The following is a 26,562-nucleotide window of genomic DNA, read 5'->3' on the forward strand; positions in this document are numbered from 1 at the left end:
TACTAACTCAAAGTATTTAGCTTTATGATTTATAATGGTAAAAATTTGTAACAATACATTTATAGAGCGAATCCACGAGGCTTTCTAAGGGTTTATGCTTTATCGAGCAAGACCTTGCCTATACTTTTTTGTAACAGTTGCTTACAAATGTCACGTTAATGTTTCATTAAGCTTTGGTATCATGGTGCTAATAGTAATTTGGGAGTAAAAAAAGATGCAAGGTAATGTACTTAGGTGGATTTTTCCGTTCGTAGCATTGGCATTAGGTGTGGCCGGTTTTGCTGCAATTAATGCGATTGCAAAAGAGTCAGATAAAAAAGAAGTCATAGACACCCGTCCAACGGTGCAGGTTGAAGCCGTTTCCGCAAATAATCATCAAGTTATTATTAATAGTTATGGTGAAGTGCAGCCGCTTGAAAATACCCAGCTTTCAGCTCAAGTATCCGGTGAGGTAGTTAGCTGGCATCCGAGCTTTGTAGCCGGTGGGATTGTGGGCCGCGGTGAAACCCTATTTACAATTGAAAAAGATAACTACGAAGCCGCAGTTTTGCAAGCCGAGGCTGAACTTGCCCGCGCGCAAGCGATGTTAATTGAAGAGCAAGCGCAAGCTAAAGTTGCAGAAGATGAAGCAAAACGTTTCCCAAATAAAGCGCGTACAGATTTATTTTTACGTAAACCACAAGTGTTGAGTGCGCAGGCCGCTGTTAAATCGGCGCAAGCTGCATTAAAAAGGGCACAACGCGATTTAGATAATTGCGAAGTGAGCGCACCATATGATGCACTAGTGGTGAGTCGTAATGTAGGTGTTGGTCAGTTTGTCACTATGGGCGCTCAAGTTGCCGAGCTGAATAATATTGAAACGGCCGAGGTGATTATTCCTATTGCAGGCTTTGATAGTGTGTTTTTACCTGAACGCGTTAAAGGGGTAAAGGCAACTGTTATTAAAACAGGATTAAATGGGTTTACTCGCCAAGCAGCGATAGATCGCGACTTAGGGATTGTAGATAACGCGACCCGTATGAGTAGTCTAGTGATTCGAATTGAAGACCCTTATGGGCTTACTAACCAGCAACCTGCAATTAAATTTGGCACCTATGTACAAGTAAACTTTGCCGGTACTATGCTCAATAATATTTATCGTTTACCGCAAGAGTTAGTAAATAACCAAACTGTATGGATAGTTAATGATGAGCAGCAATTAGAGCCACGCAAGGTGAAAGTAATTCGTGAAGAAGGTGAATACTTCTATATCAGTGATGGCTTAGAAGCCAACGACAAGCTTGTTACTACCTTACCAGAATATCCACAAAAAGGGATGGCAGTAAAGGTAGCTAGTTTGACAGAGACTAAAAGTACGGATGCAGCAGACAATGCATCTACTGAAAAGCTTTAAGGTAGGGTGAGTTATGAATAACACAGAGCAACCCAATACCAGTAAACAAACAGGGTTAATTGCTTATTTTGCTAACAACTCTGTTGCTGCCAATTTGATGATGTTTTTTATCATTGTCATGGGGCTTATAAGCTATTTTACTATTCAGCGACAAATGTTTCCGAATATAGAAGTTAACTATATTACGGTGAATGCAAACTATCCTGGGGCGTCGCCACAGGAAATTGAAGAAAGCATCTTAATAAAAGTTGAAGAGTCGTTAAAAGATATTACCGAAATTAAAAAAGGGGTGTATCGCGCATTTCGTAATGGCGGTTCTGCCACCCTTGAAATTAATACCGATGCAGAACTTACCGACGTTCTCGATAAAGTAAAACTGCGAGTTGATGGTATTGCGACTTTTCCTGCGGGAATGGAACCAGTCACCATTAGCCAAATAGAGTTTCGCCAAGATGTAATTGGTATGACATTAGTTGCCGACTTACCGTTAAATGAGCTTAAGCCAATAGCGAACCAGGTTGAAGACGAACTACTGCAGTTATCGAATGTATCTTTAGTGGTAAACGATGTGCCATTGGATGAAATTGCCATAGAAATAGAGCCAGACACACTTCGCCAATATAATTTAACTTTATCGGATGTAGCAAATGCGGTACGTCGCTATTCGGCTAATTTTTCAGCCGGACAACTAAAAACTGATGCTGGCGTTATTTCGGTTCGAGTAGAAAATCAATTTTATTCTGGTGACGAGTTTAGGCAAATTCCGGTAAAAATTGGCGCGAACGGTGCCAAAGTGTTACTACAAGATATCGCTATTATCAAAGATCAGTTTGTTGAAGGTGAACGTTACTTTAAATTTAATGGCGAAAATGCGGTTTATTTATCGGTAAAAGCCACAGAAGATCAAAATATTATTCCGGTGGCTGATTCGGTTAAAGCGTATATTGATCAAAAAAATAAAGAACTGCCATTGGGTGTACGTATAGAGCCATTAATGGACTTTACTTATTACCTAAATGCGCGCTTAGACATGATGAAAGCTAATTTACTGCAAGGTGCAATTTTAGTTGCCCTTATGCTTTCGTTATTTTTACGTTTTAAGCTTGCACTGTGGGTAATGATTGGTTTACCAGTGTGCTTTTTAGGTGCGATGATGCTGATGCCATTATTTGGTATCACGATTAATATTGTGTCTTTATTTGCCTTTATTATGGTGCTGGGGATTGTGGTAGACGATGCCATAGTCATAGGTGAAAGTGCTTACACAGAAATAGAAAAAAAAGGCGGCGGTGTTGTTAATGTAGTTAATGGCGCTAAACGAGTGGCAACCCCTGCCACCTTTGGTGTACTAACAACCATTGCGGTATTTGCACCATTTACGCTTTCAAGCGGGCCTGAAAGTTCCTTTTTTATAGGTATTTCAGTGGTGGTAATATTATGCCTAATATTTAGCTTGATTGAATCTAAGCTGATATTACCGGCACACATTGCGCATACTCACTTTTCTCCTATTAACCCTGACGGTTGGCGAGCGCGCTTTAATAAGCGCTTTTTTGGTTTTGTAAATGGGCCGTATAGGCAGTTTATTGTTACTTGTATAAAGTGGCGTTGGACGGTGCTATTTAGTTTTGTTGCGCTATTAATTTTCACCTTTGCGTTAATATCGTCTAATCAGGTGAGAATGATCCCATCACCTAAAGTGCCGCATGACTTCCCGCAAATTAACCTTGAGATGAACGATAACGTATCAGACATCCAAACTATTAATGCTATTCGCCAAATCGAAGCCATGGTGCTTGAAATAGATAAGCAAACAGCGCGCGAAGAAGGGCAAAAAATGATTCGCGATGTATTGGTATTTAATCAAGGTCGTACAGAGGCGCAACTACTAGCGCCATTGGTTGATGAAGATTTACGCCCTTATAATGCCTTTGAGCTTTCGCGCCGCTGGCGTGAAGCTATGCCAAATATTGCAGGTGTTAAATCGTTAACTATTCAAGATGATGTTGGCGGTGGAGGCGGCGGTAGTGGCGGTGAGTTCGGCTATTTACTTTATGGCTCTGACATTGATACATTGAATGAAGCTGGGCGTCGCTTTATTGGATTACTGCAGCAACAAGAAGGCTTATTCGACATAAGCTCTACCATTGACCCTGCTAGCAAAGAAGTGCAAATGAGTTTAAAGCCAGTCGCTTTTGACTTAGGGTTAGATTTGGCCTCAATTGCAAATCAAGTAGGTGCGAGTTTTTATGGTGGCGAGGCGCAACGTGTTATTCGCCGCGGTGAAGAAGTGCGGGTGATGGTACGTTACCCTAAACTTACCCGTGAAGCGTTTTCATCACTTAAGCATGCGGTTATCACCACGCCACAAGGTAGGGAAGTGCTGCTAGGAGATGTGGTTGAGCTAACTGAAACCCCCGGTATTAGTTATATTCGTCGTGAAGGCGGTTATCGTACTGTTTATGTGTATGGCAACATAGACGAAGAAGTAATTGAGCCAGGCGAAGTGGTTAAGCAAGTAAAAGAAAACCTACTGCCACAATTACTAGATGAATACCCAAGCGTTAAGTCAGAACTCGGTGGCGCAATTGAAGAACAACAAGCTCAAGCTAATGAGCAGTTACTATTTTTTGCTGGCGGTATGATTTTAGTTTACATATTACTTGCCGTGCCGCTAAAAAGTTACTCTCAGCCATTAATTGTAATGTCGGTTATTCCATTTAGTTTAACGGGCGCAATATGGGGGCATTTTTGGTTTGGCTTAGACATTAGCTTAATGTCGGGCTTTGGTTTAATTGCCGCGGCTGGGGTAGTTATTAATGACTCATTAGTAATGACTGATTTCATTAATCAGGCGCGTCGTGCTGGTATCAGTATAAAAGATTCGGTTATTGAAGCAGGCTGTGCACGCTTTAGACCCATACTACTTACCTCAATTACTACCTTTGCTGGCGTATTACCGATTATGTTTGAAACTAGTTTACAAGCTAAATTTGTAATACCGATGGCGGTAGCACTTGGTTTTGCTGTTATGTTTGCAACACTAATCACCCTTATTTTGGTGCCGTGTTTGTATATTATTTTAACTGATATTGGGGCGCTAATTAAACGCCCGTTTGCAAGTAAAAAGGTGAGTGTGAGTTAATACCACACATATCATGCAGTTGAATAAAAAAGCCAACCGTTAAATCGGTTGGCTTTTTTTATTCTTGCAAATTTAAACTTAAGTACTGCTTTTAAACTTTGATTACATTCTTTTGTTTGATTGTTGCAACATTGCGAATTAAAATCATTCGATATTGGTTAACGCATATTAGCCTACGAGCTAGTTTGCCTGTTGTAAGCCATATGATATGGGCGACGTTTGATTCTTTAAGGTGTTGCAGTGTTTATACATTCATCATTAGCGTGTGGAGAATGGTTAACTATTGGTTGTCTTGGGCTGGATCAGTATAGCCAGCTATTTGTTGGTGATACGGTTAGTGTGAGCTTTTACGATGAGCATGGCGAATTATCTCAGCTAGCTTTTGATTATGAAATACTCTCTCCAGAGCAAGGTGAACCCCATGCTTGGAGTTTACTGGTAGTTGAGCATATTAATATGCATATTCCACTGGTGTGCGCTGGCAGAATGACAGAGCAAGGATTGGTTGTTGCGTATCGACATAACAAAATATTTGCACTTGAAAGCAGTGGTATTTGTAGCGCGGTGGTCCATATTAATCGCGCTGAAAAAAATAAAAAATTAATTGCTGTAAATAGCCTTGGATACGACGCAATTTATCCTCAAAATGGCGATATGTATAGTGCGGGCACCAAAGTATTACAGCCAAAAACTGGGCATATATACCAGTGTAAGGCATGGCCATTTAGCGAATTTTGCCGTGTAGATGAGCATAACACTATGTTTGAGCCTGGCGTTGGCGAGAGCTGGACTATGGCTTGGCAGCAAATACAGTAAATCAACTTCCCTTAGGTATAACGACAACAATAAAATGCACGTAGTTTTTAGTTATCGAATTTATACCGCTTTAGCCCACTCAACTATGAGTGGGCTTTTTTATTTTTATGATAAACTGGCCGCCATTGTTATTTTTTAAGCGGTTTTTTTTGTGTCTTCTTTTGATTGTTCTTTAAGCTTATTGCCTAATTTTCCTATTGCTAAAAAGCAACCTCATGCGCTGACAACTCACGCGAAAACACGTAGTGATGATTATTATTGGATGCGCGATGATGAACGACAAAATGCCGAAATACTCGCGCATTTAGCAAAAGAAAACGTCTATTGTGATGAGCAACTAGCAGCCATTAAGCCTCTACAAAATGCATTATTTGAGGAGCTTAAAGGTCGCATTGTAAAAGACGACAACACTGTACCGGTAAAAGATGGCCAGTATTGGTATCACTCAGAGGTTCGCGGAGATGATGAATATGCACGCCATTATCGCAGCAGCAGTATGGTAATGGCTGATAAAGAGTTACTACTTGATGTTAATGAACTTGCCAACGGCTATGAGTTTTATGAGCTAGGGGAAGTGGCGCTGAGCCCCAATGAGCAATTAATGGCATACTCTGAGGACATTGACGGCAGACGTATTTACACGGTTCGCTTTAAAGATTTGAACAATAATAAAATGCTCGACGATGTACTTGAAAATACCGAGGGGCAGGTTGTTTGGGCGAACGACAATAAAACCGTATTTTATGTAAAAAAGGATTTAAAAACCTTATTGGGTTATCAAGTTTTTAGACATGAGCTAGGGACCAAGCAACACCAAGATGTGTTGGTATACGAAGAGCAAGACAGCAGCTTTTTTATGGGCTTAGGTAAAAGTCGTGATGAAAGCTTAATTATTATTGATTTAGCTAGCACAGAAACTAACGACATGTGGATACTTGACGCCAATCAGCCTAAAGGTGAGTTTACTGCTTTAATACCGCGTGAAGAGGGCCATGAATTTGATATTGATAAGCTTGGTGATACTTTTTATATAGTGACTAACTGGCAAGCTAAAAACTTTAGATTAATGACCGCGACAAGCAGCACCATTGCTGATAAAAGCCAGTGGCAAACACATACCCCTCATCGTGAAAATGTATTATTAGAAGGCGTTGAATTATTTAACGACTTTTTAGTGCTTAGCGAGCGCGAACAAGGCCAGGCACGTTTTGTTGTGGTTAATAATAACGGCGAGCGAATGAGCCTTGAGTTTGATGATCCTTGCTATTACGCTGCTATTGCCATGAACCCAGAGCCAAGTGTAACCCATGCACGCATTTACTATTCGAGCTTAACGACTCCCGGCTCGCTTTATAATGTTGATTTAACCACCGGTGAAAAAACCTTACTTAAACAACAAAAAGTACTCGGTGATTTTAACGCAGGAGACTACCAGTCAGAGCGATTAATGGTCAGTGCTCGTGATGGGGTAAAAGTACCGGTGTCGTTGGTTTATCGTAAAGATAGTTTTAAACAAGATGGTTCAAATCCGTTATTTCAATATGGTTATGGCGCGTATGGGATCACCATAGATCCTAGTTTTTCGAGTACATCACTGAGTTTACTTGACCGTGGTTTTGTCTACGCAATTGCGCATGTGCGTGGTAGCGAAATGCTAGGACGTTCATGGTACGAACACGGTAAAAAACAGCATAAACAAAATAGCTTTAATGACTTTATAGATATAACCAAAGCACTTACCGAACAAGGTTATGCAGATAAAAGTAAAGTATTTGCCTCAGGAGGCAGCGCGGGCGGTTTATTAATGGGAGCCGTAGCAAATCAAGCACCCGAACTCTACTGCGGTATGGGTTGCCATGTGCCATTTTTAGATGTGCTCACCACCATGTTAGATGAAAGCATACCACTTACAACAAATGAATATGATGAATGGGGTAATCCAAATGACCCTCATTTTTACGACATTATTGAAGCCTATTCACCGTACGATAATATTAGCGCGCAACACTACCCTAATATACTGGTGACAACCGGCTTGCATGACTCACAAGTACAATATTGGGAGCCAATGAAGTGGGTGGCTAAAATGCGTGAATATAAAATGGATGATAATATTTTAGTGTTTAAAACTGACATGGATGCAGGGCATGGTGGCGCATCGGGTCGCTTTAAAAGCTTAGAAGAAAAAGCATTAGAAATGGCTTTTTTTATCGCATTGTCATAGTAATAGTACAGTGACAAAAAAGCCTCAGTAATGACTGAGGCTTTCTATTTTTAAAATAACTTAATCTAGGTAGGCTTTTAACATCCACACTAGCTTTTCTTGCTCTTTAATGTAATCACTCATTAATGATGCGGTACCTTCATCATCCGCTTCAGCGGCTTGTGCAAGAATATCGCGCTGCATTTTAATTAAGCTGCTGTATCCGGCAAGTAAGTTCTCTACTGCGGTAACGCCATCACTGATCCCTTTTGCTTCTTTAATTTCACTTACTTCTAAGTAATCTGAAAACGCATGTAGCGGTGCACCATCAAGCGTTAAAATACGTTCTGCGATTTCATCTACTTTTAATAGTAGTAAGTTATAAATTTCTTCAAACTTTAAATGTAATTCAAAAAAGTTTCGGCCTTTAATGTTCCAGTGAAAACCGCGGGCATTCATATATTGAATTTGATAGCTGCTTAAAAGTGTATTCAGTGACTTAATAATATCTTCACTTTTTGTACTGTTTAAACCAATTGCATTTACTTGCGACATACCTTGCTCCTTAAATAACCGTTTTTATGAATTTTTTAAATATTGTTCATTGAAATAAGTATTGCTCATAATCGTCTATGAATAAAATCGTTTATACATATTGATGCCATAGCTAAAAGCTATCAGCGTATCTGTGGTTTTATAAATAAATTAACTAACGCTGTTCAATAGATATGGGTTGTGTTTATAGAAATACTACCATGAGCAGAAAATTTAGTGCTTTGCTGAGTATAAAATATGATCTAAAACAAGCTTTTGACAGGCGCAGCGCAGACTTATTTTATTTATTGATTTAGGTCAAAAAACGCGCACAAGTAAAGCGCATAATCAATATAACCCAACTTGATAGAGAGTACTTTTATTAAGTTAAGGGGCTACTTGATTAGATGCGGAGAGAAATAATGGAAGCTAAAACACGTAAAGAGAATAAAGCTGAACTCATCGTTATTGGTATTGCTTTGGTCGCGTTTGTTGTTGGATTAGTTGCGCACTTAGCGGGTGCGAGTTTTGCAAACTCTGATACATTTGGTTATATCGCTGCACCAATGCCGCTGGTGTTGGGTATTATATTTTTGATCAGCTATAAAGTGGCCGCTGCAGCCGAGGACTAAATGTCCTCGTTCAAGCGCTCAAGAATATAATTAACGACTTGGCGAGAGTAAATCATACTGGTATGGCTTAAGTGAAACACTTTGTGTTCAGCCATACCTTTAAGTTTGGTTTCATCTAGCAGTACGGTACCATCAGAGCGGCTGCCTTTTACAATGAGTGGCATTAAACCAATCGGTAAGTCGCCGGCAATACTGTATAGCTTGGCTTTAAAAGGCCAATCACCATTCTTAGACAGTAAAAATTCAACACTATTTTTTAATAATAGTTCGAACCCTTTTTGCTGCATTTTTTCAGCAATATGGCTGCCAGTATGTGGCGTCCCTAAGGTGATCACCTTTTCAACATGATGACTTGGCGCTGAGTTTGCTTCTAAATAGGCGCGGGCAACTAAGCCCCCCATAGAGTGGCAGACTAAAGCAGAAGGCTCATCGCTAATAAACTCATCTATTTGCGTAAAAATAGCATCTCGATTAGGGTCACGAGTATTGTAGGTTAGGTTTAAAACTTTAACCCCCGACTCTTCCAAACGTGAACATAACGGGCGCATAACCAAGCCAGACATATACAAGCCATGTAAAACAATAACGCGTTTAACTTTCATACGCCCCCTAATACCAATTTTATTAAAAACATATTAAATAATCCGCTACCTGCGTTAAAAATTATTTATATAGAACAACTATATGTCATCATTTTCGCCTTGTTATCGACTTATTTCTTTGTTGCTATAATAGATAACTAATTTAATGTAATTAGGGTCTGTTGACCTTTCAAGGTTGAATTTGCAGCAGTCTGTTTGGTATTTAGGCAAGGCAGAGCCTATGTGATGTGGTTATTCCCCATAAATAGGCGATAACGAAGCATCAATGCCAAACATCCGCTGCCCTTCGGGTTCTGCCTAGGAGCGATTTACTCTTTGTTGCTCGGTTTTTACTTAGCCCACTAGGTTGCAAACCTCGCGCCGCGATTAAACCGCTCCTAGTTTGAACAAATTGTAATCCGCAAAGGTCAACAGACCCTAGAATAACTACCGTAATTACATTAATTGCTGCGGTTTTATTTCAATATTGGTAGTGTCGGTATTAACCCAAACTTCACCATCTTGAATGGTAATAGCCAATTTAATATTACGATCAACCAACGCAGCTAATAATTGAGTAGCAGCATAATCAAGGCTAAAAATGCTTAGGTTTTTAAACTCGTACAATTTAGGCTGATGCTTTTGCCACCAAATAGCTTGGTTATTCTCGCCATAGGTATATAAAACTACTTTTTTAGCTTTATTACAGGCTTTTTTAAGGCGCTTTTCATCTGGTAACCCCAGCTCAATCCACAGCTCTATTTCTTCGCTGTAATTGACATGCCAAAGCTCCGGCTCATCATCAGCACATAAACCTTTAGTAAACTCTAATCCATCACAACTATTAAGTGCAAACGCTAGTAAGCGGATCATCAAACGCTGCTCAGTTTCTGAAGGGTGTTGTGCCAAGGTTAAATTAAAGTCTTGGTATACGTGACGGTCCATATCGCTAAGCGATAGTTGCGCTTTAATAATGGTAGATTTGAGAGCCATAATATCTAATCTGAAAAAATTTGCGCCAGTATAGCGCAATTAAATGAATTGCCAGTTAAAATAGCTACAAATTATATGTTAGGAGTTAAAAATGGCTATCCAGTGGTTCCCTGGGCACATGAATAAAGCCCGAAATGAAATTAAAGAAATAATGCCACAAATGGATGTGATCATTGAAGTGCTAGATGCGCGCATTCCTTACAGTAGCGAAAACCCGATGGTGGCTACTTTGCGTGAAGGTAAGCCGGTCATCAAAATATTGAATAAAGCCGATTTAGCTGACCCTAAAATGACCCAAGCGTGGAAGGATTACTTTGAGCAAGAAAACGGCGTAAAAGCGATTGCATTTGGTAACGATAAAGCCGCAGAGGTGCATCGTATTAATGAGCTGTGTAAAAAGTTAGTACCACATAAAGTCGGTGCTGATAAGCAAATTAAAGCTATGATCATGGGGATTCCTAACGTAGGTAAATCTACGCTCATTAATGTACTTGCTGGACGTATAGTGGCTAAAACCGGCAATGAGCCTGCAGTGACTAAGGCGCAGCAACGTATTAAACTTGATGATGGCATTATGCTTTACGATACGCCTGGGATGCTGTGGCCAAAAGTAGAAAACGAAAACTCAGGTTATCGTTTAGGCGCAACCGGAGCAATACGTGATACCGCTATTGAGTACGAAGAAGTGGCAAGCTACACCGCTGAGTATTTATTACATGCCTATCCTGAGCTTTTAAAAGCGCGCTATAAATTAGATGAATTGCCAGAAAGCGATTGGGAATTTGTTGAAATGGCGGGTAAAAAACGCGGCTGTATTCGCGGTGGCAACCAAATCGATACGTATAAAATGTCAGAAATTCTAATTAATGAATTACGAGATGGCATTATTGGTCGTATCACCATGGAAACACCTGCCATGCGTGAAGAAGAAGAAATAATGGTAGCTGGATTGCGCGCGGCGGCAGAAGCGAAAAAGCAAGCCAAAGAAGAAGAGAAAAAACAACGCCGAGCACGTGCACGAAAAAACCGCCGCTAATTTTTAAAGCGTAGGTTAAAGCCTTACGCATTAAATTATAGACATAAAAAAAGCCCGAAAGGGCTTTTTTAGTTTCATATCTACCGTCACCGATATGAGCAATGTAGCAAGTAAATGAGTAGGGCGGAAACAGGTCATAAACAGCTAGGGACGTTTTGGTTTATAACAGGTTTCCATAGCTGTTAACGTGCGCCACACGTTTGTTTCAGGGTCGAGAAACACATGAATTTTTCCGTCACAAGAAGCAATGCATGCCTTCTTGTTGATAGTGATTATCAGTTAGATTTGAGTGGCTGTCAACACCTTAATGAAAATAGTTCTCATTAACTTTATGTTGGCTTTATATTAAATTACAGGCATAAAAAAAGCCCGTAAGGGCTTTTTAGTTTCATATCAACCGTCACCGATATGAGCAATGTAGCAAGTAAGTAATAGACGATTATCTGCAATCAATATCAAGGGGCGTTGTGATTAATTACAGATAATCTTGGCTTTAACGTGAGCCACACGTTGTTTCAGGGTCGAGAAACAAATGAACTTTACCGTCACAAAAAGCAATGTGCTTTCTTCTTGTTGAGATTGATTATCAGTTAGATTTAGGTAACTGTCAACACCTAAATGCAAATAATTCTTATTTTAACTTTTTGTTCATTTATAGCACTAAAGTAAGGGCTGTAAAACGGATTTCATGTTGCGGGGAAAACACTACTTTATGGCTATTATTAAATAAGCTGAAGCGAAGCTATTGGGCAAAAGTAGCTTGTCACTAACCGGTGTTGCCTGTATCTATAAAGTAATAACTGACCTGGCTTTGTTAGAAATTAAAGCCAAAACAGCAGGCAATTTAGTTATTAGCAACAAGGTTAAAACCATGAGTTTTGGGTTACTTTACTAATAAAATGCATATGGCAAAAAAGTTGTATTTGCTTCATACCACCACTTAATGGCACTTTTAATGTTCAACAATAACGCTGATAAAGGCTTAAGTCGTTTAAATACGGTTTATAACAAGCCCCTTTTAAGTCCATCTCTTACCTCGAAATATCTTTAAAGCAAGTTTTTTATAAATTGATTGCATTTTAAGCGACTTCTATGGTGATGTTCGCTTTAAGTAATGCTATACTCCCGCCGAATAATTTATCGACTTTATTAAGAGTAAAATTAATGGCAGATTTATCGAAGTACAGAAACATTGGTATTTTCGCGCACGTTGATGCGGGTAAAACCACAACTACTGAGCGTATCCTAAAGCTTACAGGTACTATCCACAAAACAGGTGAGGTTCATGATGGTGAATCGACTACCGATTTCATGGATCAAGAAGCTGAGCGCGGTATTACTATCCAGTCTGCGGCAGTAAGCTGTTTCTGGAAAGATCACCGCTTTAACGTTATCGATACTCCTGGACACGTTGACTTCACAGTTGAAGTTTACCGTTCACTTAAAGTATTAGATGGCGGTGTGGGTGTATTCTGTGGTTCTGGTGGTGTTGAACCACAATCAGAAACTAACTGGCGTTACGCGAATGAGTCAGGTGTTGCACGTATTATCTTCGTAAACAAATTAGACCGTATGGGTGCTGATTTTTACCGTGTAACAGCGCAAGTACAAAAAGTACTTGGTGCTACTCCACTTATCATGACTTTACCAATCGGTATTGAAGATGATTTTGTTGGTGTTGTTGATGTTTTAAACAAGCAAGCATACGTATGGGATGACACTGGTCTTCCAGAAAACTACGAAATCACAGACGTTCCTGCAGACATGGTAGAAAAAACTGAAGAATACCATGAGATGCTTATCGAAACTGCTGTAGAGCAAGACGATGACCTAATGGAAGCGTACATGGAAGGTGAAGTACCTTCAGTTGAAGATATCAAGCGTTGTATCCGTAAAGGTACTCGTGACCTTGCTTTCTTCCCAACGTTCTGTGGTTCTGCATTCAAAAACAAAGGTATGCAATTAGTACTTGATGCTGTTGTTGATTACTTACCTGCACCTACAGAAGTTGATCCTCAACCTCTTATGGATGAAGAAGGTAACGAAAACGGCGAGCATGCAATTGTATCTGCAGACGAACCTTTCAAAGCGCTTGCATTCAAAATCATGGATGACCGTTTTGGCGCATTAACTTTCGTACGTATCTACTCTGGTAAGCTTAACAAGGGTGACACAATCCTTAATGCGTTTACTGGTAAAACTGAGCGTGTTGGCCGTATGGTTGAGATGCAAGCAGATGAGCGTAAAGAGCTTACTTCAGCACAAGCGGGCGATATCATCGCTATCGTTGGTATGAAGAACGTGCAAACTGGTCACACTCTATGTGATCCTAAGCACCCAGTAACTCTAGAGCCAATGGTTTTCCCAACTCCAGTAATCTCGATTGCTGTACAGCCTAAAGATAAAGGCGGTAATGAGAAAATGGGTGTTGCTATCGGTAAAATGGTTGCAGAAGATCCATCTTTCCAAGTTGAGACTGATGAAGATTCAGGCGAAACTATCCTTAAAGGTATGGGTGAGCTTCACTTAGATATCAAAGTAGATATCCTTAAGCGTACTTACGGCGTAGACCTTATCGTTGGTCAGCCTCAAGTTGCTTACCGTGAAACTATCACTCGTGAAATCGAAGATAGCTACACGCATAAGAAACAATCTGGTGGTTCTGGTCAGTTCGGTAAAATCGATTACCGCATCAAGCCAGGCGAAGTGGGTTCTGGTTTCGCGTTCACTTCATCAGTTGTTGGTGGTAACGTACCTAAAGAATTCTGGCCTGCAGTTGAGAAAGGCTTTAAGTCAATGATGGGTGAAGGTGTTCTAGCTGGCTTCCCAGTACTTGACGTTGAAGTTGAGCTTTTCGACGGTGGCTTCCACGCCGTGGATTCATCTGCAATTGCTTTCGAAATCGCTGCTAAAGGCGCTTTCCGTCAGTCTATCCCTAAAGCGGGTGCACAACTTCTTGAGCCAATCATGAAAGTTGACGTGTTCACACCTGAAGATCACGTTGGTGATGTAATCGGTGACCTTAACCGTCGTCGTGGTATGTTAAGCAATCAAGAAGCTGGTTTAACAGGCGTTCGTATTAAAGCTGACGTACCGTTATCAGAAATGTTCGGTTACATCGGTTCACTACGTACAATGACATCTGGTCGTGGTCAGTTCTCTATGGAGTTCTCACACTACGCTGCATGTCCACAAAACGTAGCTGACACTGTAATCGCTGCAGAAAAAGAGAAAAATGCTGCTAAGTAATTAGCACTTTAACTCTTTGAAAAACCCGCACTTGTTGCGGGTTTTTTATTGTCTGAAGTTTGCAAGCAGGTGAATGCTGTCAATACCAGCCCGCAATAAGACTTAATCATTTTGAGGGGATAAACCAGAGGCTAGCTGCGTTAAAGTTTTCTCAATAAAAATAATTAAAAACGAAATTTTTGCTTTGTTATCGACACAATTTCCCTGTTCTTAATATAACTCACTTAATTAAGTGAATGGGTATAAGTGTTTTTGCTGTTTATAAAAAAAGCCGCTAGTGCGGCTTTTTTATGTTAATAGCAATGTGATATTAATCTACGTACTTGGTTGCTTTATAAATGAGCTTAACATTACCAAAAGGAATGGCGCCGTTTACACGCACTCGCCACTTACCTTCTTGTGGATTGGTAAAAGAGCAGCTTTCACTATTACCTAGGCTAATTGAAGCACAATCTTTTCTGAAAAGCGTTGGGTTTCTTTTGTGGCGTACAAATAAGTTTGCATCACCCCAGCCACCTTCAAGGCTAACGGTTAACTCGTCGTAACCTTGCGGGATTTCAAAGCTGTAGCTTTTCCACCAAAACCAGCCACCAATATTATTAATTTCGCCAATAATTACTTCAGGTTCTGGCTCAGGTGGCGCGATAATAGTTGAACGAATATCGACAATAACAGGGTCATGATCTGATGCTCTGTAAGGTCCTTGAGCATACAAGCTTGATTGCTGTGCGTCAGATTTAAATTCAACATTATAATCAAGTGAAATAGGTTCATCGGCGTTAATATGCCAATCACTGGCGCTCACTACTTTACTTAATAAGCTCGGGCTTGCTAGGGCGTGATCTAAACTTCCTGCACGACCAGAAAAGCTGTAAGAATAACCTAAAGTGTTGCTATCTAGCTCAGCAACCACATTTTTAAGGCCTTTATCAGCAAATGCACGGATAGGATCTTCCATTGCATACGCGTTCATGTCGCCAACAAGAATGATATCTTCATCATCAACCCCTGTTGGTTTACTATTTAACCAATCAGCAAATGCATTTGCGCCAGCAGTTCTGATTTCATTCCAACATGCTTGACCGTCACCTTGATCAGCATTGCCACCAGTTGCGCTTCTACAACCACCTTTAGATTTAAGATGAGCAACCGCAACAGTAAAGACTTCTTCTGTCTCTAAAGATTTAAAGCTTTGTGCAATAGGTGCACGGTTACTGTAATCGAAAGGCGCATCGGTAGTAATTGCTGCAGTACCCACTTGCTGCACTTTATCCGCACGGTAAATAAGTGCAGTAGTGATAGCGTCGGTGCCTATTTTATCAACACCAAAGTCTACAAATGCATATTGATTTTGACTATCAGCGTCATTAAGTGCATTTACTAAACTAGCAACAGCACTAAATTCGCCAAAACCGTCATTTTCAATTTCCATTAAGCCAATCACATCTGCTTGCATAGCACTGATAGCGCTGACTAGCTTGGCTTGTTGACGAATTAACTCGGCTTCTGAATCAGCACCACGGCTAGTTGGGAAACCGCCACCTTGGCCATCGCCATTAAAGTAGTTAAGTACGTTAAAGCTGGCAACACGCAAATCAGCGTCAGGGTTTAACTCTGGTGCATCGGTGCGTGGATTGGTTGCTATAAACTGAGGTGTTGTTGTTGGGTGAATACGGTAAGTACTAAAGCTGTAAGCTAGCGCACCTGTTACAGAATTTACTGTATCGCCTGTGCGTAAAGTATTCTCTGCTGATAACCCAGGGACAGGATAAGCGATAGGATCGCGGTTTTGACGAGTTGAGCCATCATCTAAGAGTATTTTTTTATTTAGATTTTGTGCTTCAACCGCATTCGCAGCCGCGCCAGGAAGTGCAACTTGAGTACCTTGGTATAAGCGTTCAGTGGCAAGTTCTAGCTCTCCATAGCGACCTAAACCATAATTGTTAGTAACAATAAGCGGCTGCTCTAAGGTAACCAGCATACCTTCAAACGCTTCTAATTCACTTGGTTCGGTGACGGGCAGAGTGACTTTAGTTGGGTAAGCTGAAAGGCCGGTATCACAAATAGCAACTTGACTAACATTGCCAATTTGGGTGGCATCAAAATACTCTTCAACAGTACCTTGTACGCGAACGTGATCACCCACATTAACATCCGTAGTGGCAAAGTAAACAAATACCCCTTCAGAGGTAAGTGGGTTTGCATCTTCATCACTATTAAGTGAATTTACAAAAAAGCCTTTGAGCTGATCATCTGCTTGGAAATCAGCTGTTACTACACCTTCAAACTCAACCACAGTGTTAACTAGTGGGCTGCTTGTGCCTTCGCCTTGAATGCTGCTAATTAATGTTTTTTCAGCGCCACATAATAAAGGCTCTTCAGGTTCTGGGTCTGGATCAGGGTTAGGTGAAGAATTTCCTGCAAATATGCCTAAATCACTAAAGTCATCTTGCTCAAATTGCAGCCATTGCTCGCTTGGGTTGAAACTATCATCGGCGTCAGTGCGCCCATTTAATTCAGTTTCTTTGCGGCGTAATGTTTTATTTTGTGTTTTCACGCCCCCTTCTGACCAAAATGAACCAGGGTCTACACCGCGCTGGCCAAAGCTATCAATAACCACAGAGCCTTGTGTAAGTACCAGTGCATCGTCGCCATTAAAGTTAGTCACGGCGCTGAGTTGGTCAGCTTTTTCTTTTAGTTCTGCTGATGCATTACCATTAACAATCACGTAGGTGCTATTTGCAGCAAGTTCGCCAGTTAAATCGAATGTATTATTTGCATCTGTACTGCCATTTGAATAGAGGCTAAGGGTATGGCCATCTAATGACAGTGGGGTTGTCGAATTGTTAAATAGTTCTATTGCTTTATTATAGCTACTGCCTTCTACGTACTCAGATATAACGAGGTTAGCGGTAGCGGGTGCACTTAGGCTTGCTAATACAAGCGCCAAAGGCGTTATTTTTGTTTTTAACATTATTATTTTTCCCGTGTTTTTGTTTCCCCAAATGGGACGCTTAGTGTAATGAAAAATGATTGCAAATAGAATACAGAATGTTAACAATCTTGGTTTTTGTTATTTTTGAGGTTGAATGTACAGTGGGTGTTTGGTTTTAGGTAAGGCAGAACCTATGTAGTGTGATTACTTCCCATAAATAGGGAACGCTGTAAAAATGCCAAATATGTGCTGCCCTTAAACATAAAAAAGGGCAATAAAGCCCTTTTATATCAATATGTCGTTATTATTTATTTAAATAGCGAGCAGCTTGCTTAGCAAAGTAAGTCAGAATGCCGTCTGCGCCAGCGCGTTTAAATGCTAATAAAGACTCCATTATGGTTGCTTCTTCGCTTAGCCAGCCGTTATCAATAGCGGCTTTATGCATCGCATATTCGCCACTTACCTGATAAGCGAATGTTGGAACACCAAACTCATCTTTAACACGGCGAACAATATCAAGGTATGGCATACCAGGTTTAACCATTACCATGTCAGCGCCTTCTTGAAGATCAAGTGCCACTTCGCGAATTGCTTCATCAGAGTTGGCAGGATCCATTTGGTATGTTTTTTTATCAGCGCCTTTTAAGTTACCCGCAGAACCGACAGCATCTCTAAATGGACCATAGTAGCTTGACGCATACTTTGCAGAATAGGCCATAATGCGGGTGTGAATAAAGCCATCGGCTTCAAGAGCTTCACGAATTGCACCAATACGACCATCCATCATGTCTGATGGGGCAACAACATCTGCGCCAGCCTCTGCATGTGATAGCGCCTGCTTAACTAAAATTTCGGTAGTGACGTCGTTAATCACATAGCCTGCATCATCAATAATGCCGTCTTGACCATGCACTGTAAATGGGTCAAGTGCAACATCGGTGATCACGCCAAGCTCTGGGAAGGTTTCTTTTAATGCGCGTACTGTTCTTTGAGCTAAGCCATCATCGTTATAAGCTTCTTCAGCGAGTAGAGACTTTTTATCTGCAGGAGTAACAGGAAAAATAGCGAGCGCAGGCACACCTAAATCTACCAGTTCTTTAGCTTCTTCTAGCAGTAAATCAATTGATAAACGTTCAATACCGGGCATTGATTCAATGCTTTCACGGCGGTTTTTACCTTCAAGCACAAACACAGGATAAATAAGATCATTAATACTCAGCTGATTTTCAGCCATAAGGCGACGAGAGAAATCGTTACGGCGCATTCTACGCATGCGAGTATATGGGAAAAGGTCTAGTCCAGATTGGGCCATAAGTATACGCTCCTACTGTGGGATTGAAAAATTAACCACTTGATTGCGGCCATGTTGTTTTGCTAAATAGAGTGCCTTATCGGCATAATCAGTAAATAGTTCAGGGTTATGAATGTCATCGGCAATTTGGGTATAAACACCGGCACTAATGGTAAAGTCGATAATTGTACCTGCTACATTTACAGTATTATTTGCTATTGCTAGGCGTGTTTGCTCTGCAATGATCAGTGCACCTGGGTTATCAGTATTAGGTAGTAAAATGACAAATTCTTCACCACCATAACGCGCTACTTCGTCAAGTGGGCGCTTAAGCTGTTGTTTAATGGTATCAGATACCGCCCTGATAACTTGATCGCCGGTTAAGTGGCCATAGTTATCGTTAATTGATTTAAATTTGTCGATATCTAGCATAATAATACTCAATGGTGTTTGTTCACGGCGCGAACGACGAATTTCCATAAGTAACTTTTTATCAAAAAAACGTCTATTTTTAATGCCAGTTAGCGCATCTTCCATATTGAGTTGTTCAAGTTCATGGTTTTTATCTTCAAGCTCTCTAAGTGTGACTTGTAATTCAAAGGTGCGTTCATCTACTTGGCTTTCAAGCTCTTGGCGGGTGCGCTCTTGTAATTCGAGCCGCTCATTTAATAGCGCATCTTGTGCGGCGCTTTGTGCAATCAATGCTTGCTGTGCTGTTACTTGCTCATCGCGTTGCAATATAAACAATTTTATGACGGTATAGCTTAGACAAAATGAGCAACCTAAAGACGCTGCAAAGGTGAGCATTAAGCTCGCTCTTGTAACAGTGTAGAAGCCTGTTAACGCAATGGAAAAATGAATAACCACAATTAAAAAGAATCCAAGTGCCATTAAGAGCGATTTATTGGGGCTAGTGGGATTTTTACGTAAATAAAATAACGTTGTGACAACATGATAAATTAAAATTACAGGGATGCTTAAAATAGCAAATAAAGCTACGCTGGGAGTAGGAAGTAACCAAATAAGTAAAATAATTAATGCGTATAGTGCGGTAATTATTGTTTGCCCTTTTACTAAATTAGACTCAATAGCGGTGCAAACATGGCGCTGTAAAGGAAGAAACGATATCGTGATCAGCATCAGCAAAATAGGCAGCATTAACTGTTGTAGGTCTGCTATGTTTGAGGGTGCATAACGAAATCCAAATCCGCCTAAGTAAGCTAAAAAGAAGCCGAGCATTAACGTAATTAAACCAGCGTAAGCAAAATAATGTTTACGTGAAAAAGCAAATAAAACCAGACTACTCACCGCTAAAGAAAAAATAAAGCCAATTAGTAATCCATAAAGTAAATTCACCATACTTTTATAAGCTAGTAACGAGTCTTGCTGCCACAGTGTTAATGGTACGCGCAGCCCAATACCTGAATCATTATTAACTTTAAGGTACACAGTAGTTTCACTGTTAGCGGGAAGAGTTAACTTGACTAGTAAAGATTCACTCTTGATTACTCTTTGCGAAAGCGCAAGCGTATCACCTATATGAGTTGATGTGAGTAGTTTATCACCCATAAAGTGAGCAAGGGAAACGTCATTCAAAAGAGGGTTGTCTAGTGACAGTAAGGGCATTAGCGGCTGCGATAACTGATTTTTAATTTTAAATTGAATCCATACAGGTCGAGACTCAAGGCCTAAATTAAGTGGCTTATTATTAAGTAGCAGCCATTCTTGTAAATTACTTTGTCGTGCATCTTCTAATGAGGCAGGAGCAAACGAATAATGAATATCTTCTATTTTTTTTGAATTAAATTCGCTATTTATCTCGATTGCACTTGCAGGAAAACAGGATGCATAAAACACCATAATGAATACCAGCAAAGCGCAAAAGGTTCGCATTATTTTTTCTCTAATCCAAATAAGCGGTTAAAGTTGTCGCTCGTATGTTTTGCCACTTCACAAGCAGAAACACCATAAAGCTGAGCAAGTGTATCACAAACATAATGCAGCAATGCTGGCTCATTACGTCTTGATTTTGGCTTAGGTTTGACAGTGCGAGGGATTAAAAAGGGTGCATCGGTTTCAATTAATAAACGCTCAATGGGAATGCTAGGGATCAGTTGTTGTAATTCTTTGCCGCGTCGTTCGTCACATACCCAGCCGGTAATACCAATATAAAGACCCAGGTTTAAGTAACCTGCAAGTGCTTGTGCATCACCAGTAAAACAGTGCAGTACACCGCGAACAGTAAACTCATTTAAAATAGCAAGCATGTCGTCACTGGCGTCACGTTCATGCAAATAAACTGGCAGATTTAGCTTTTCAGCTAATGCGAGCTGACGACGAAACACATCACGCTGCACATCTCTTGGAGAAAAGTCACGATTGTAATCTAGTCCGCATTCACCAATTGCAATAACTTGCTCATTTTGTGCGAGTTTAGTGAGCTGTTGTTCAAGTTCAGAGGTTGCTGTTTTTGCATCATGAGGGTGAATACCAGCGCTAGCATATTGACCATAGCGTGCAGCAAGTATAAATGACTCCTCACTTGAACTTATATCGCAGCCAATAATTAGCATATGCTTAACGCCGACCTCTTTTGCCCGCGCGAGCACCTCTTGATGCTGACCATCAAATTGATGATTAGTTAAATTTACGCCAGCATCAATTAACGTGTATTGCATTACTGAGTACGTTTTACACGAATTGAGCGGTTTTGATCTGCTTTTTTAAGTAAAAAAGAGTTGAATACGCCACGGCTAATAGTAACAGTGTCACCTTTGTCTAGACTTAATCTATCTGAACCAATTTGACGCCATTGCTGATTATTTTCTAAGGTAATAATTAGCTCACCATAAGGGGCTTTTTTAACATTAGCTATTTTTGATGAAATTGTTTCTTCAGTATTCTTAGTAATTTTTTTATGCTCTAAACCAAACTCTTTTGCCTTGGCAGCCACAGGTGCTGTTGCGACAGCCGTGTCAGCTTTTACATTAGCTTTAACAGATTGTTGTGGTTGTTTATGCGCTGGTTGAGTGAGTGATTTTCCCGCGATAGTGTTGTCGTAACATAGTAAACGATTAAAATCGTTTTCAATAAAACTACAGGCTTGTAACGCTTGCTCATTAATAGGAGTTGCGGCTAAAACCGGTACACTTGCTAAAGCGAGTAAAGAAAGTAAATGCTTATTCATATTATTCCTCAGATTCTTGTTGTGGTTTTGCGGTATAAAATTTAGCTAAAATTAAGCCAAGCTCAAATAAAAGCAGCATAGGCAATGCTAATAAGGTTTGTGATAGCACATCGGGTGGCGTTAAAAACATCGCCACAACAAATACACCGACCACTATATAAGGGCGTTTCTCTTTTAGACTTTGTGTGGTTGTTGCACCACTCCAACAAAGCAACATAATCGCAACTGGGATTTCAAATGCAATACCAAAAGCAAAAAATAGCTTAAGTACAAAGCCTAAATAGCTACTGATATCCGGTGCTAGGGTCATCATTTGAGGACCTGCACTGGTGAAAAACCCTAAAATAATTGGCAGTACTACAAAGTAGCAAAAAGCTATGCCACCATAGAATAAGAAAATACTGGAAGCTAATATGGGCATGAGCATTTTCTTTTCGTGCTGATATAAACCGGGGGCTATAAATCCCCAAATTTGATGTAAAATCCAAGGGATCGCAGCAAATAAAGCAACAAACAACGTAAGTTTAAAGGGGGCAAAAAATGGCGCGGTGACATCCGTTGCTATCATAGTGGCAGTACTAGGTAAATGAGCGACTAAAGGAGCCGCCACAAACGTATAAATATCGTTTGCAAAGTAAACCAAACCAATAAATATCACTAAAATACTTAATAGTGATTTTATCAGCCGGTCACGTAATTCGATTAAATGAGCGACAAATCCTGACTTTACTTCTTCAGTCATTGTTTTCTATACCCTGCATTAAGCGCATGAAAAAAGAGAGTGCCATAATTACTTAGAGTCATCTGTTGATTGGTTATTAGTGGCTTGGCTTTGATCTTTTTTATAGCTGTGAGTAACTGATTGCGCTGCTTGTTGCAGCTCAGAAACAGAGTTTTGTAGGTCAGGGCTTAAATCTTTAAGACCTTGTTGCTCTGCTTTTTTTAGGTTTTCATGTAACTCGTTTACACGCAGCTCTTCACTTACTTCCGCTTTTACTGAGTTAGCCATTGCTTTGGCTGTTTTTACCCAGCGGCTTACGGTTCTAATAGCAACAGGTAAGCGTTCTGGTCCAAGTACCACCAAGCCGACAATAAATACCACAACAAGCTCCCACATTCCCATGCTGGTTAAACCTTGTTGCTGTCTTTGGTTTTGTCAGTTGTATTTATATCGGCAGGTTTTGACTCTGCTGAATTTTGTATCTGTTCCGCTTTATCTTCGCTAGCTTGTTTCTCAGTATTTTGGTCATCAGACATGGCTTTTTTAAAGCCTTTTACTGCGCCACCTAAATCACCACCCATACCGCGTAGTTTCTTCGTACCGAATAAAAGTACAATGATTGCAAGTACAATTAATAATTGCCAAATACTAATACCACCAAAACCCATGGTTTTCTCCTGCTTTTAAGCCATAAAATAATAAGGTTAAGTGCTGATTATACGCCCAAAGTGGCAAATAGCACTTAGTTTATGCGCGGCGCCAAGCCGCTATAAAGCCAATAACAGCACAACTTAAGACAACGCCAGCAGCGATTAAGTTGTGTTGTAAATAAAATAAAGCTGAGACAATCATCGCTGCACTACTAAACAACCCTAAAACCAATGGTTTATGTGAAACTTTAACTGCAGGTACGTGAGAGTGTGGTGCTCGCTTTAAATTTTGATAAATTAAATCGGGTAGTTCAGGCATTTTTTCTGCCCAAAACGGTAAGTTTGCATACATTTGCTTTAGCACAGACAGCGGACCAACTTGTTGTTTAACCCAGTCTTCTAAAAATGGCTTTGCTGTTTTCCATAAATCCAGTTGTGGATATAGCTGGCGACCTAAGCCCTCAACATATAGCAAAGTTTTTTGTAGTAATACGAGCTGTGGTTGAACCTGCATATTAAAACGACGTGCGGTATTAAATAAGTTAACCAATACATGACCAAATGATATTTCAGCCAGTGGTTTATTAAAAATAGGTTCGCAAACGGTGCGAATAGCAAATTCAAACTCTTCAATGCTGGTATCAGGTGGTACCCAGCCTGAATCAACATGTAGCTGTGCTACCTGACGGTAGTCGCGGTTAAAAAAGGCAATGAAATTTTCAGCTAAATAGCGTTTATCTTCTTTATTGAGTGTTCCCACAATACCGCAATCAATACCAATATATTTAGGGTTGTGCGGGTGTTCGCGGGAGACAAAAATATTGCCTGGATGCATATCCGCATGAAAAAAACTGTCGCGAAACACTTGGGTAAAAAATACCTCTACTCCGCGCTCTGCTAATAACTTCATGTTGGTGTTTTGTGCCATCAATGCTTCAGTATCTGACACCGGAATACCGTAAATACGTTCCATAACCAGAACATTACTGCGGCTATAGTCACTGTATACTGCAGGGATATAAAGTGATTCTGAACCTTCAAAGTTACGCTTTAATTGAATACCATTAGCGCCCTCACGCATTAAGTCGAGCTCATCGAGCAATGTTTTTTTATACTCTTTAACCACTTCCACTGGGCGTAATCGCTTGGCTTCGTTAATTAACTTACCGACAACCTTAGCCAATTTTTCCATTAGTGCTAAGTCAGCGTTGATTTGTTGCTCAATATTAGGGCGAATAACTTTAATAACAACATCTTGCGGTTCACCTTGAGGATCAACAAGGGTAGCTGTATGCACCTGAGCAATTGAAGCCGATGCCAGAGGTGTTTGTGAAAAGTCGCTAAATAGCTGGCTAATATTATCTATTTCTAATGCTGTTTCGATGATTTTCTGTGCCAATTCACCTTCAAACGGTTCTACCTGATCTTGTAAAAAGGCTAACTCCAATGCGATATCATGAGGTAATAAGTCGCGTCGAGTTGAGAGCATTTGGCCAAACTTTATCCACACAGGGCCAAGTTGTTGCAGAGCTAAGCGAAGTCTTAAGCCTGGGGGTTTATCTTTGTGTTGATTGCGTAACCAAAACAAGCTGCCACGTGCGATTTTAGCAAACCAGGGTACTTTGTGTTTAGGTATAAGCTCATCAAGTCCGAAGCTAAGCAGGGTTTTAGTTATATAATACAGTCGGGCAGTTGACACAAAAAATCCTTAGCGCGTTAAAGGGCTTTAATTAGGGCGTTAATACGTTGCTCAATGGCGGCAACTTGGCCTTTTAGTGCTCTATTTTGTTGTTTAAATTGCTCAAGCTCTAATGGGTGAATAGTGATTGCCAGCTCATCTTGGCACACACTAATAAAAGTACTGTCGAGCTGAGACTTGGCTTTTTTACCTTGCTGCTTAAGTGACTGCAAATGTAAATAAAGTTGTTGTGCAGGCGCGTCGCCAATATGCTTTGCTAATTGCTCTGGCCAATCAATGTCTACACTTGAAAAGGCTGAACTATAGTGTTGAGCTATATTTAAATCGCCTTGTAAATCAAGCTTATCTTGGCGAATAAGTTGAGTCAGCATGGCCGGGTTTTTCAGTGCTAACAACGTATCTATATTGGCACTGATCATACAGTCTGCGTCAGCATGTTCGAATGCAGTGTAAAGATGTAGCTGCTGATTGGCATAAGTAATGGCTATTTTTTGCTGCCAGTCTCTAACCTCAACCAATAAACGCTGATGCTCTACTACATTTAGTTTATCTAGTAAGCTCGGATCGAGTTTAAGCGCTTGATTTAATACTTGTTCAATGAGCGAAAGTACAAAGCTAGGTAGCATAAAAAAACTGCCTGCAGCCGGTTGTTCTTTACTGTGTTCTTCAAGCGCCATAAATTACTAACCTTAGTATTTAAATCCACGATGCAGGGCAACAATGCCACCAGTTAGATTTTGATAAGTCGCTTGCTCAAACCCTGCTTCGACCATCATCCCTTTAAGGGTTTCTTGATCTGGATGCATACGAATTGACTCAGCTAAGTATTGGTATGATTCACTGTCGTTAGCAACTAGTTTACCCATAGTAGGTAAAATGTTGAAAGAGTAAAAATCATACGCCTTGCTGAGAAGCTCTTGCTCTGGTTTTGAAAACTCAAGAATGAGTAAACGACCACCTGGCTTTAAAATACGGTACATAGAGCGCAATGCTTTATTTTGGTCGGTAACATTACGCAAGCCAAAAGCAATCGTAATTAAATCAAAACTATTATCAGGGAAAGGTAAGGCTTCGGCATTCATTTGTACGTAATCAATGTTGCCTACAAGGCCTAAGTTATGCAGCTTTTCGCGGCCTACTTTTAACATTGAAGAGTTTATATCACCTAAAACAACCTGACCGGTTTCGCCAACAAGCTGGCTAAACTTTGCAGTTAAATCGCCAGTACCGCCGGCTAAATCTAATACATGATGACCTTTACGAATACCTGAGCTGGCAATTGTTTGACGTTTCCATAAACGGTGAATACCAAAAGACATGAGATCATTCATAACATCGTACTTTGTCGCAACAGAATGAAATACATCAGCAACCATAGAAGCTTTTTCGGTTTCGGCAACAGTTTTATAGCCAAAATGCGTGGTCTTTTCAGGGTTCTCGTTCATGATTAATCTCTATCGTGGTAATAGAGACTAGTGTACTTGATTGTGCACCAAG

Annotated in this window: 21 protein-coding genes; 7 read left to right on the forward strand and 14 right to left on the reverse strand. The window is 40.3% G+C overall.

Features of this window, described 5'->3' with window-relative positions; all coding sequences use genetic code 11:
• Positions 1-214: 214 nt before the first annotated feature.
• The 4 genes from P3J6_RS02490 to P3J6_RS02505 all read left to right on the forward strand — a co-directional run bounded on the left by P3J6_RS02490 (position 215) and on the right by P3J6_RS02505 (position 7,578).
• Positions 215-1,393, forward strand: a complete 1,179-nt coding sequence (locus P3J6_RS02490; RefSeq protein ID WP_198522163.1) for an efflux RND transporter periplasmic adaptor subunit — start codon at positions 215-217, stop codon at positions 1,391-1,393.
• A gap of 13 nt (positions 1,394-1,406) precedes the next feature.
• Complete coding sequence (locus P3J6_RS02495; protein ID WP_198522164.1) at positions 1,407-4,538, forward strand: efflux RND transporter permease subunit; 3,132 nt, start codon at positions 1,407-1,409, stop codon at positions 4,536-4,538.
• 240 nt (positions 4,539-4,778) lie between these two features.
• Positions 4,779-5,354, forward strand: a complete 576-nt coding sequence (locus P3J6_RS02500) for a chitin-binding protein (RefSeq protein ID WP_198522165.1) — start codon at positions 4,779-4,781, stop codon at positions 5,352-5,354.
• 151 nt (positions 5,355-5,505) lie between these two features.
• Complete coding sequence (locus P3J6_RS02505) at positions 5,506-7,578, forward strand: S9 family peptidase (RefSeq protein WP_198522166.1); 2,073 nt, start codon at positions 5,506-5,508, stop codon at positions 7,576-7,578.
• Between the two features lie 60 nt (positions 7,579-7,638).
• Here P3J6_RS02505 and P3J6_RS02510 read toward each other — a convergent pair whose 3' ends face one another.
• Positions 7,639-8,112 carry a Dps family protein gene (locus P3J6_RS02510; RefSeq protein WP_008112861.1) on the reverse strand — a complete coding sequence of 158 codons (474 nt, stop codon included), beginning with the start codon at positions 8,110-8,112 and terminating at the stop codon, positions 7,639-7,641.
• A 401-nt stretch (positions 8,113-8,513) separates the two neighbouring features.
• Between P3J6_RS02510 and P3J6_RS02515 the strand changes: the two genes are divergently transcribed.
• Positions 8,514-8,723 (forward strand): hypothetical protein, encoded by a 210-nt coding sequence (locus P3J6_RS02515; RefSeq protein WP_008112863.1) that lies wholly within the window; start codon positions 8,514-8,516, stop codon positions 8,721-8,723.
• Here P3J6_RS02515 and P3J6_RS02520 read toward each other — a convergent pair.
• A complete protein-coding gene (locus P3J6_RS02520; RefSeq protein WP_138608659.1) occupies positions 8,720-9,325 on the reverse strand; it encodes a PGAP1-like alpha/beta domain-containing protein in 606 nt (201 codons plus the stop codon). The two genes, P3J6_RS02515 and P3J6_RS02520, sit on opposite strands and share 4 nt — an antisense overlap.
• Positions 9,326-9,760: 435 nt before the next feature.
• On the reverse strand, positions 9,761-10,297 hold the full coding sequence (locus tag P3J6_RS02525; RefSeq protein ID WP_008112865.1) for a YaeQ family protein: 537 nt from the start codon (positions 10,295-10,297) through the stop codon (positions 9,761-9,763).
• 91 nt (positions 10,298-10,388) lie between these two features.
• Here P3J6_RS02525 and ylqF point away from each other — a divergent pair, with 91 nt between their 5' ends.
• Together ylqF and fusA are read left to right on the forward strand one after the other, a co-directional pair.
• Positions 10,389-11,333, forward strand: coding sequence for a ribosome biogenesis GTPase YlqF (gene ylqF / locus P3J6_RS02530; protein ID WP_109875729.1), 945 nt, complete (start codon positions 10,389-10,391; stop codon positions 11,331-11,333).
• 1,164 nt (positions 11,334-12,497) lie between these two features.
• Positions 12,498-14,582, forward strand: a complete 2,085-nt coding sequence (fusA, locus tag P3J6_RS02535; RefSeq protein ID WP_138609530.1) for an elongation factor G — start codon at positions 12,498-12,500, stop codon at positions 14,580-14,582.
• Between the two features lie 310 nt (positions 14,583-14,892).
• Here fusA and P3J6_RS02540 read toward each other — a convergent pair whose 3' ends face one another.
• The 11 genes from P3J6_RS02540 to ubiE all read right to left on the reverse strand — a co-directional run bounded on the left by P3J6_RS02540 (position 14,893) and on the right by ubiE (position 26,510).
• On the reverse strand, positions 14,893-17,556 hold the full coding sequence (locus P3J6_RS02540; RefSeq protein WP_198522167.1) for an ExeM/NucH family extracellular endonuclease: 2,664 nt from the start codon (positions 17,554-17,556) through the stop codon (positions 14,893-14,895).
• A gap of 265 nt (positions 17,557-17,821) precedes the next feature.
• Positions 17,822-18,829, reverse strand: a complete 1,008-nt coding sequence (hemB, locus tag P3J6_RS02545) for a porphobilinogen synthase (RefSeq protein WP_138609534.1) — start codon at positions 18,827-18,829, stop codon at positions 17,822-17,824.
• Between the two features lie 12 nt (positions 18,830-18,841).
• The gene (locus tag P3J6_RS02550; protein WP_198522168.1) at positions 18,842-20,701 is read right to left on the reverse strand and encodes a sensor domain-containing diguanylate cyclase; all 1,860 of its coding nucleotides are present in this window, start codon (positions 20,699-20,701) and stop codon (positions 18,842-18,844) included.
• Positions 20,701-21,486, reverse strand: a complete 786-nt coding sequence (locus tag P3J6_RS02555; RefSeq protein ID WP_178956770.1) for a TatD family hydrolase — start codon at positions 21,484-21,486, stop codon at positions 20,701-20,703. The genes P3J6_RS02550 and P3J6_RS02555 overlap by 1 nt, the downstream gene beginning before the upstream one ends.
• Positions 21,486-21,995 carry a hypothetical protein gene (locus P3J6_RS02560; protein WP_198522169.1) on the reverse strand — a complete coding sequence of 170 codons (510 nt, stop codon included), beginning with the start codon at positions 21,993-21,995 and terminating at the stop codon, positions 21,486-21,488. The genes P3J6_RS02555 and P3J6_RS02560 overlap by 1 nt, the downstream gene beginning before the upstream one ends.
• Before the next feature lies 1 nt (position 21,996).
• Positions 21,997-22,737 carry a twin-arginine translocase subunit TatC gene (gene tatC / locus P3J6_RS02565; RefSeq protein ID WP_008108549.1) on the reverse strand — a complete coding sequence of 247 codons (741 nt, stop codon included), beginning with the start codon at positions 22,735-22,737 and terminating at the stop codon, positions 21,997-21,999.
• 48 nt (positions 22,738-22,785) lie between these two features.
• Complete coding sequence (gene tatB, locus P3J6_RS02570; RefSeq protein WP_178956769.1) at positions 22,786-23,118, reverse strand: Sec-independent protein translocase protein TatB; 333 nt, start codon at positions 23,116-23,118, stop codon at positions 22,786-22,788.
• Positions 23,119-23,123: 5 nt separating this feature from the next.
• Positions 23,124-23,384 carry a Sec-independent protein translocase subunit TatA gene (gene tatA / locus P3J6_RS02575; RefSeq protein WP_198522170.1) on the reverse strand — a complete coding sequence of 87 codons (261 nt, stop codon included), beginning with the start codon at positions 23,382-23,384 and terminating at the stop codon, positions 23,124-23,126.
• 79 nt (positions 23,385-23,463) lie between these two features.
• Positions 23,464-25,065: a ubiquinone biosynthesis regulatory protein kinase UbiB gene (ubiB, locus tag P3J6_RS02580; RefSeq protein WP_198522171.1), complete on the reverse strand. Its 1,602-nt coding sequence runs from the start codon at positions 25,063-25,065 to the stop codon at positions 23,464-23,466.
• A 17-nt stretch (positions 25,066-25,082) separates the two neighbouring features.
• Positions 25,083-25,742 carry a ubiquinone biosynthesis accessory factor UbiJ gene (locus P3J6_RS02585; protein ID WP_198522172.1) on the reverse strand — a complete coding sequence of 220 codons (660 nt, stop codon included), beginning with the start codon at positions 25,740-25,742 and terminating at the stop codon, positions 25,083-25,085.
• 12 nt (positions 25,743-25,754) lie between these two features.
• Complete coding sequence (gene ubiE / locus P3J6_RS02590) at positions 25,755-26,510, reverse strand: bifunctional demethylmenaquinone methyltransferase/2-methoxy-6-polyprenyl-1,4-benzoquinol methylase UbiE (protein WP_138609547.1); 756 nt, start codon at positions 26,508-26,510, stop codon at positions 25,755-25,757.
• Positions 26,511-26,562 lie beyond the last annotated feature (52 nt).

Source organism: Pseudoalteromonas sp. 3J6 (assembly GCF_903995135.1).
Lineage (GTDB): Bacteria > Pseudomonadota > Gammaproteobacteria > Enterobacterales > Alteromonadaceae > Pseudoalteromonas.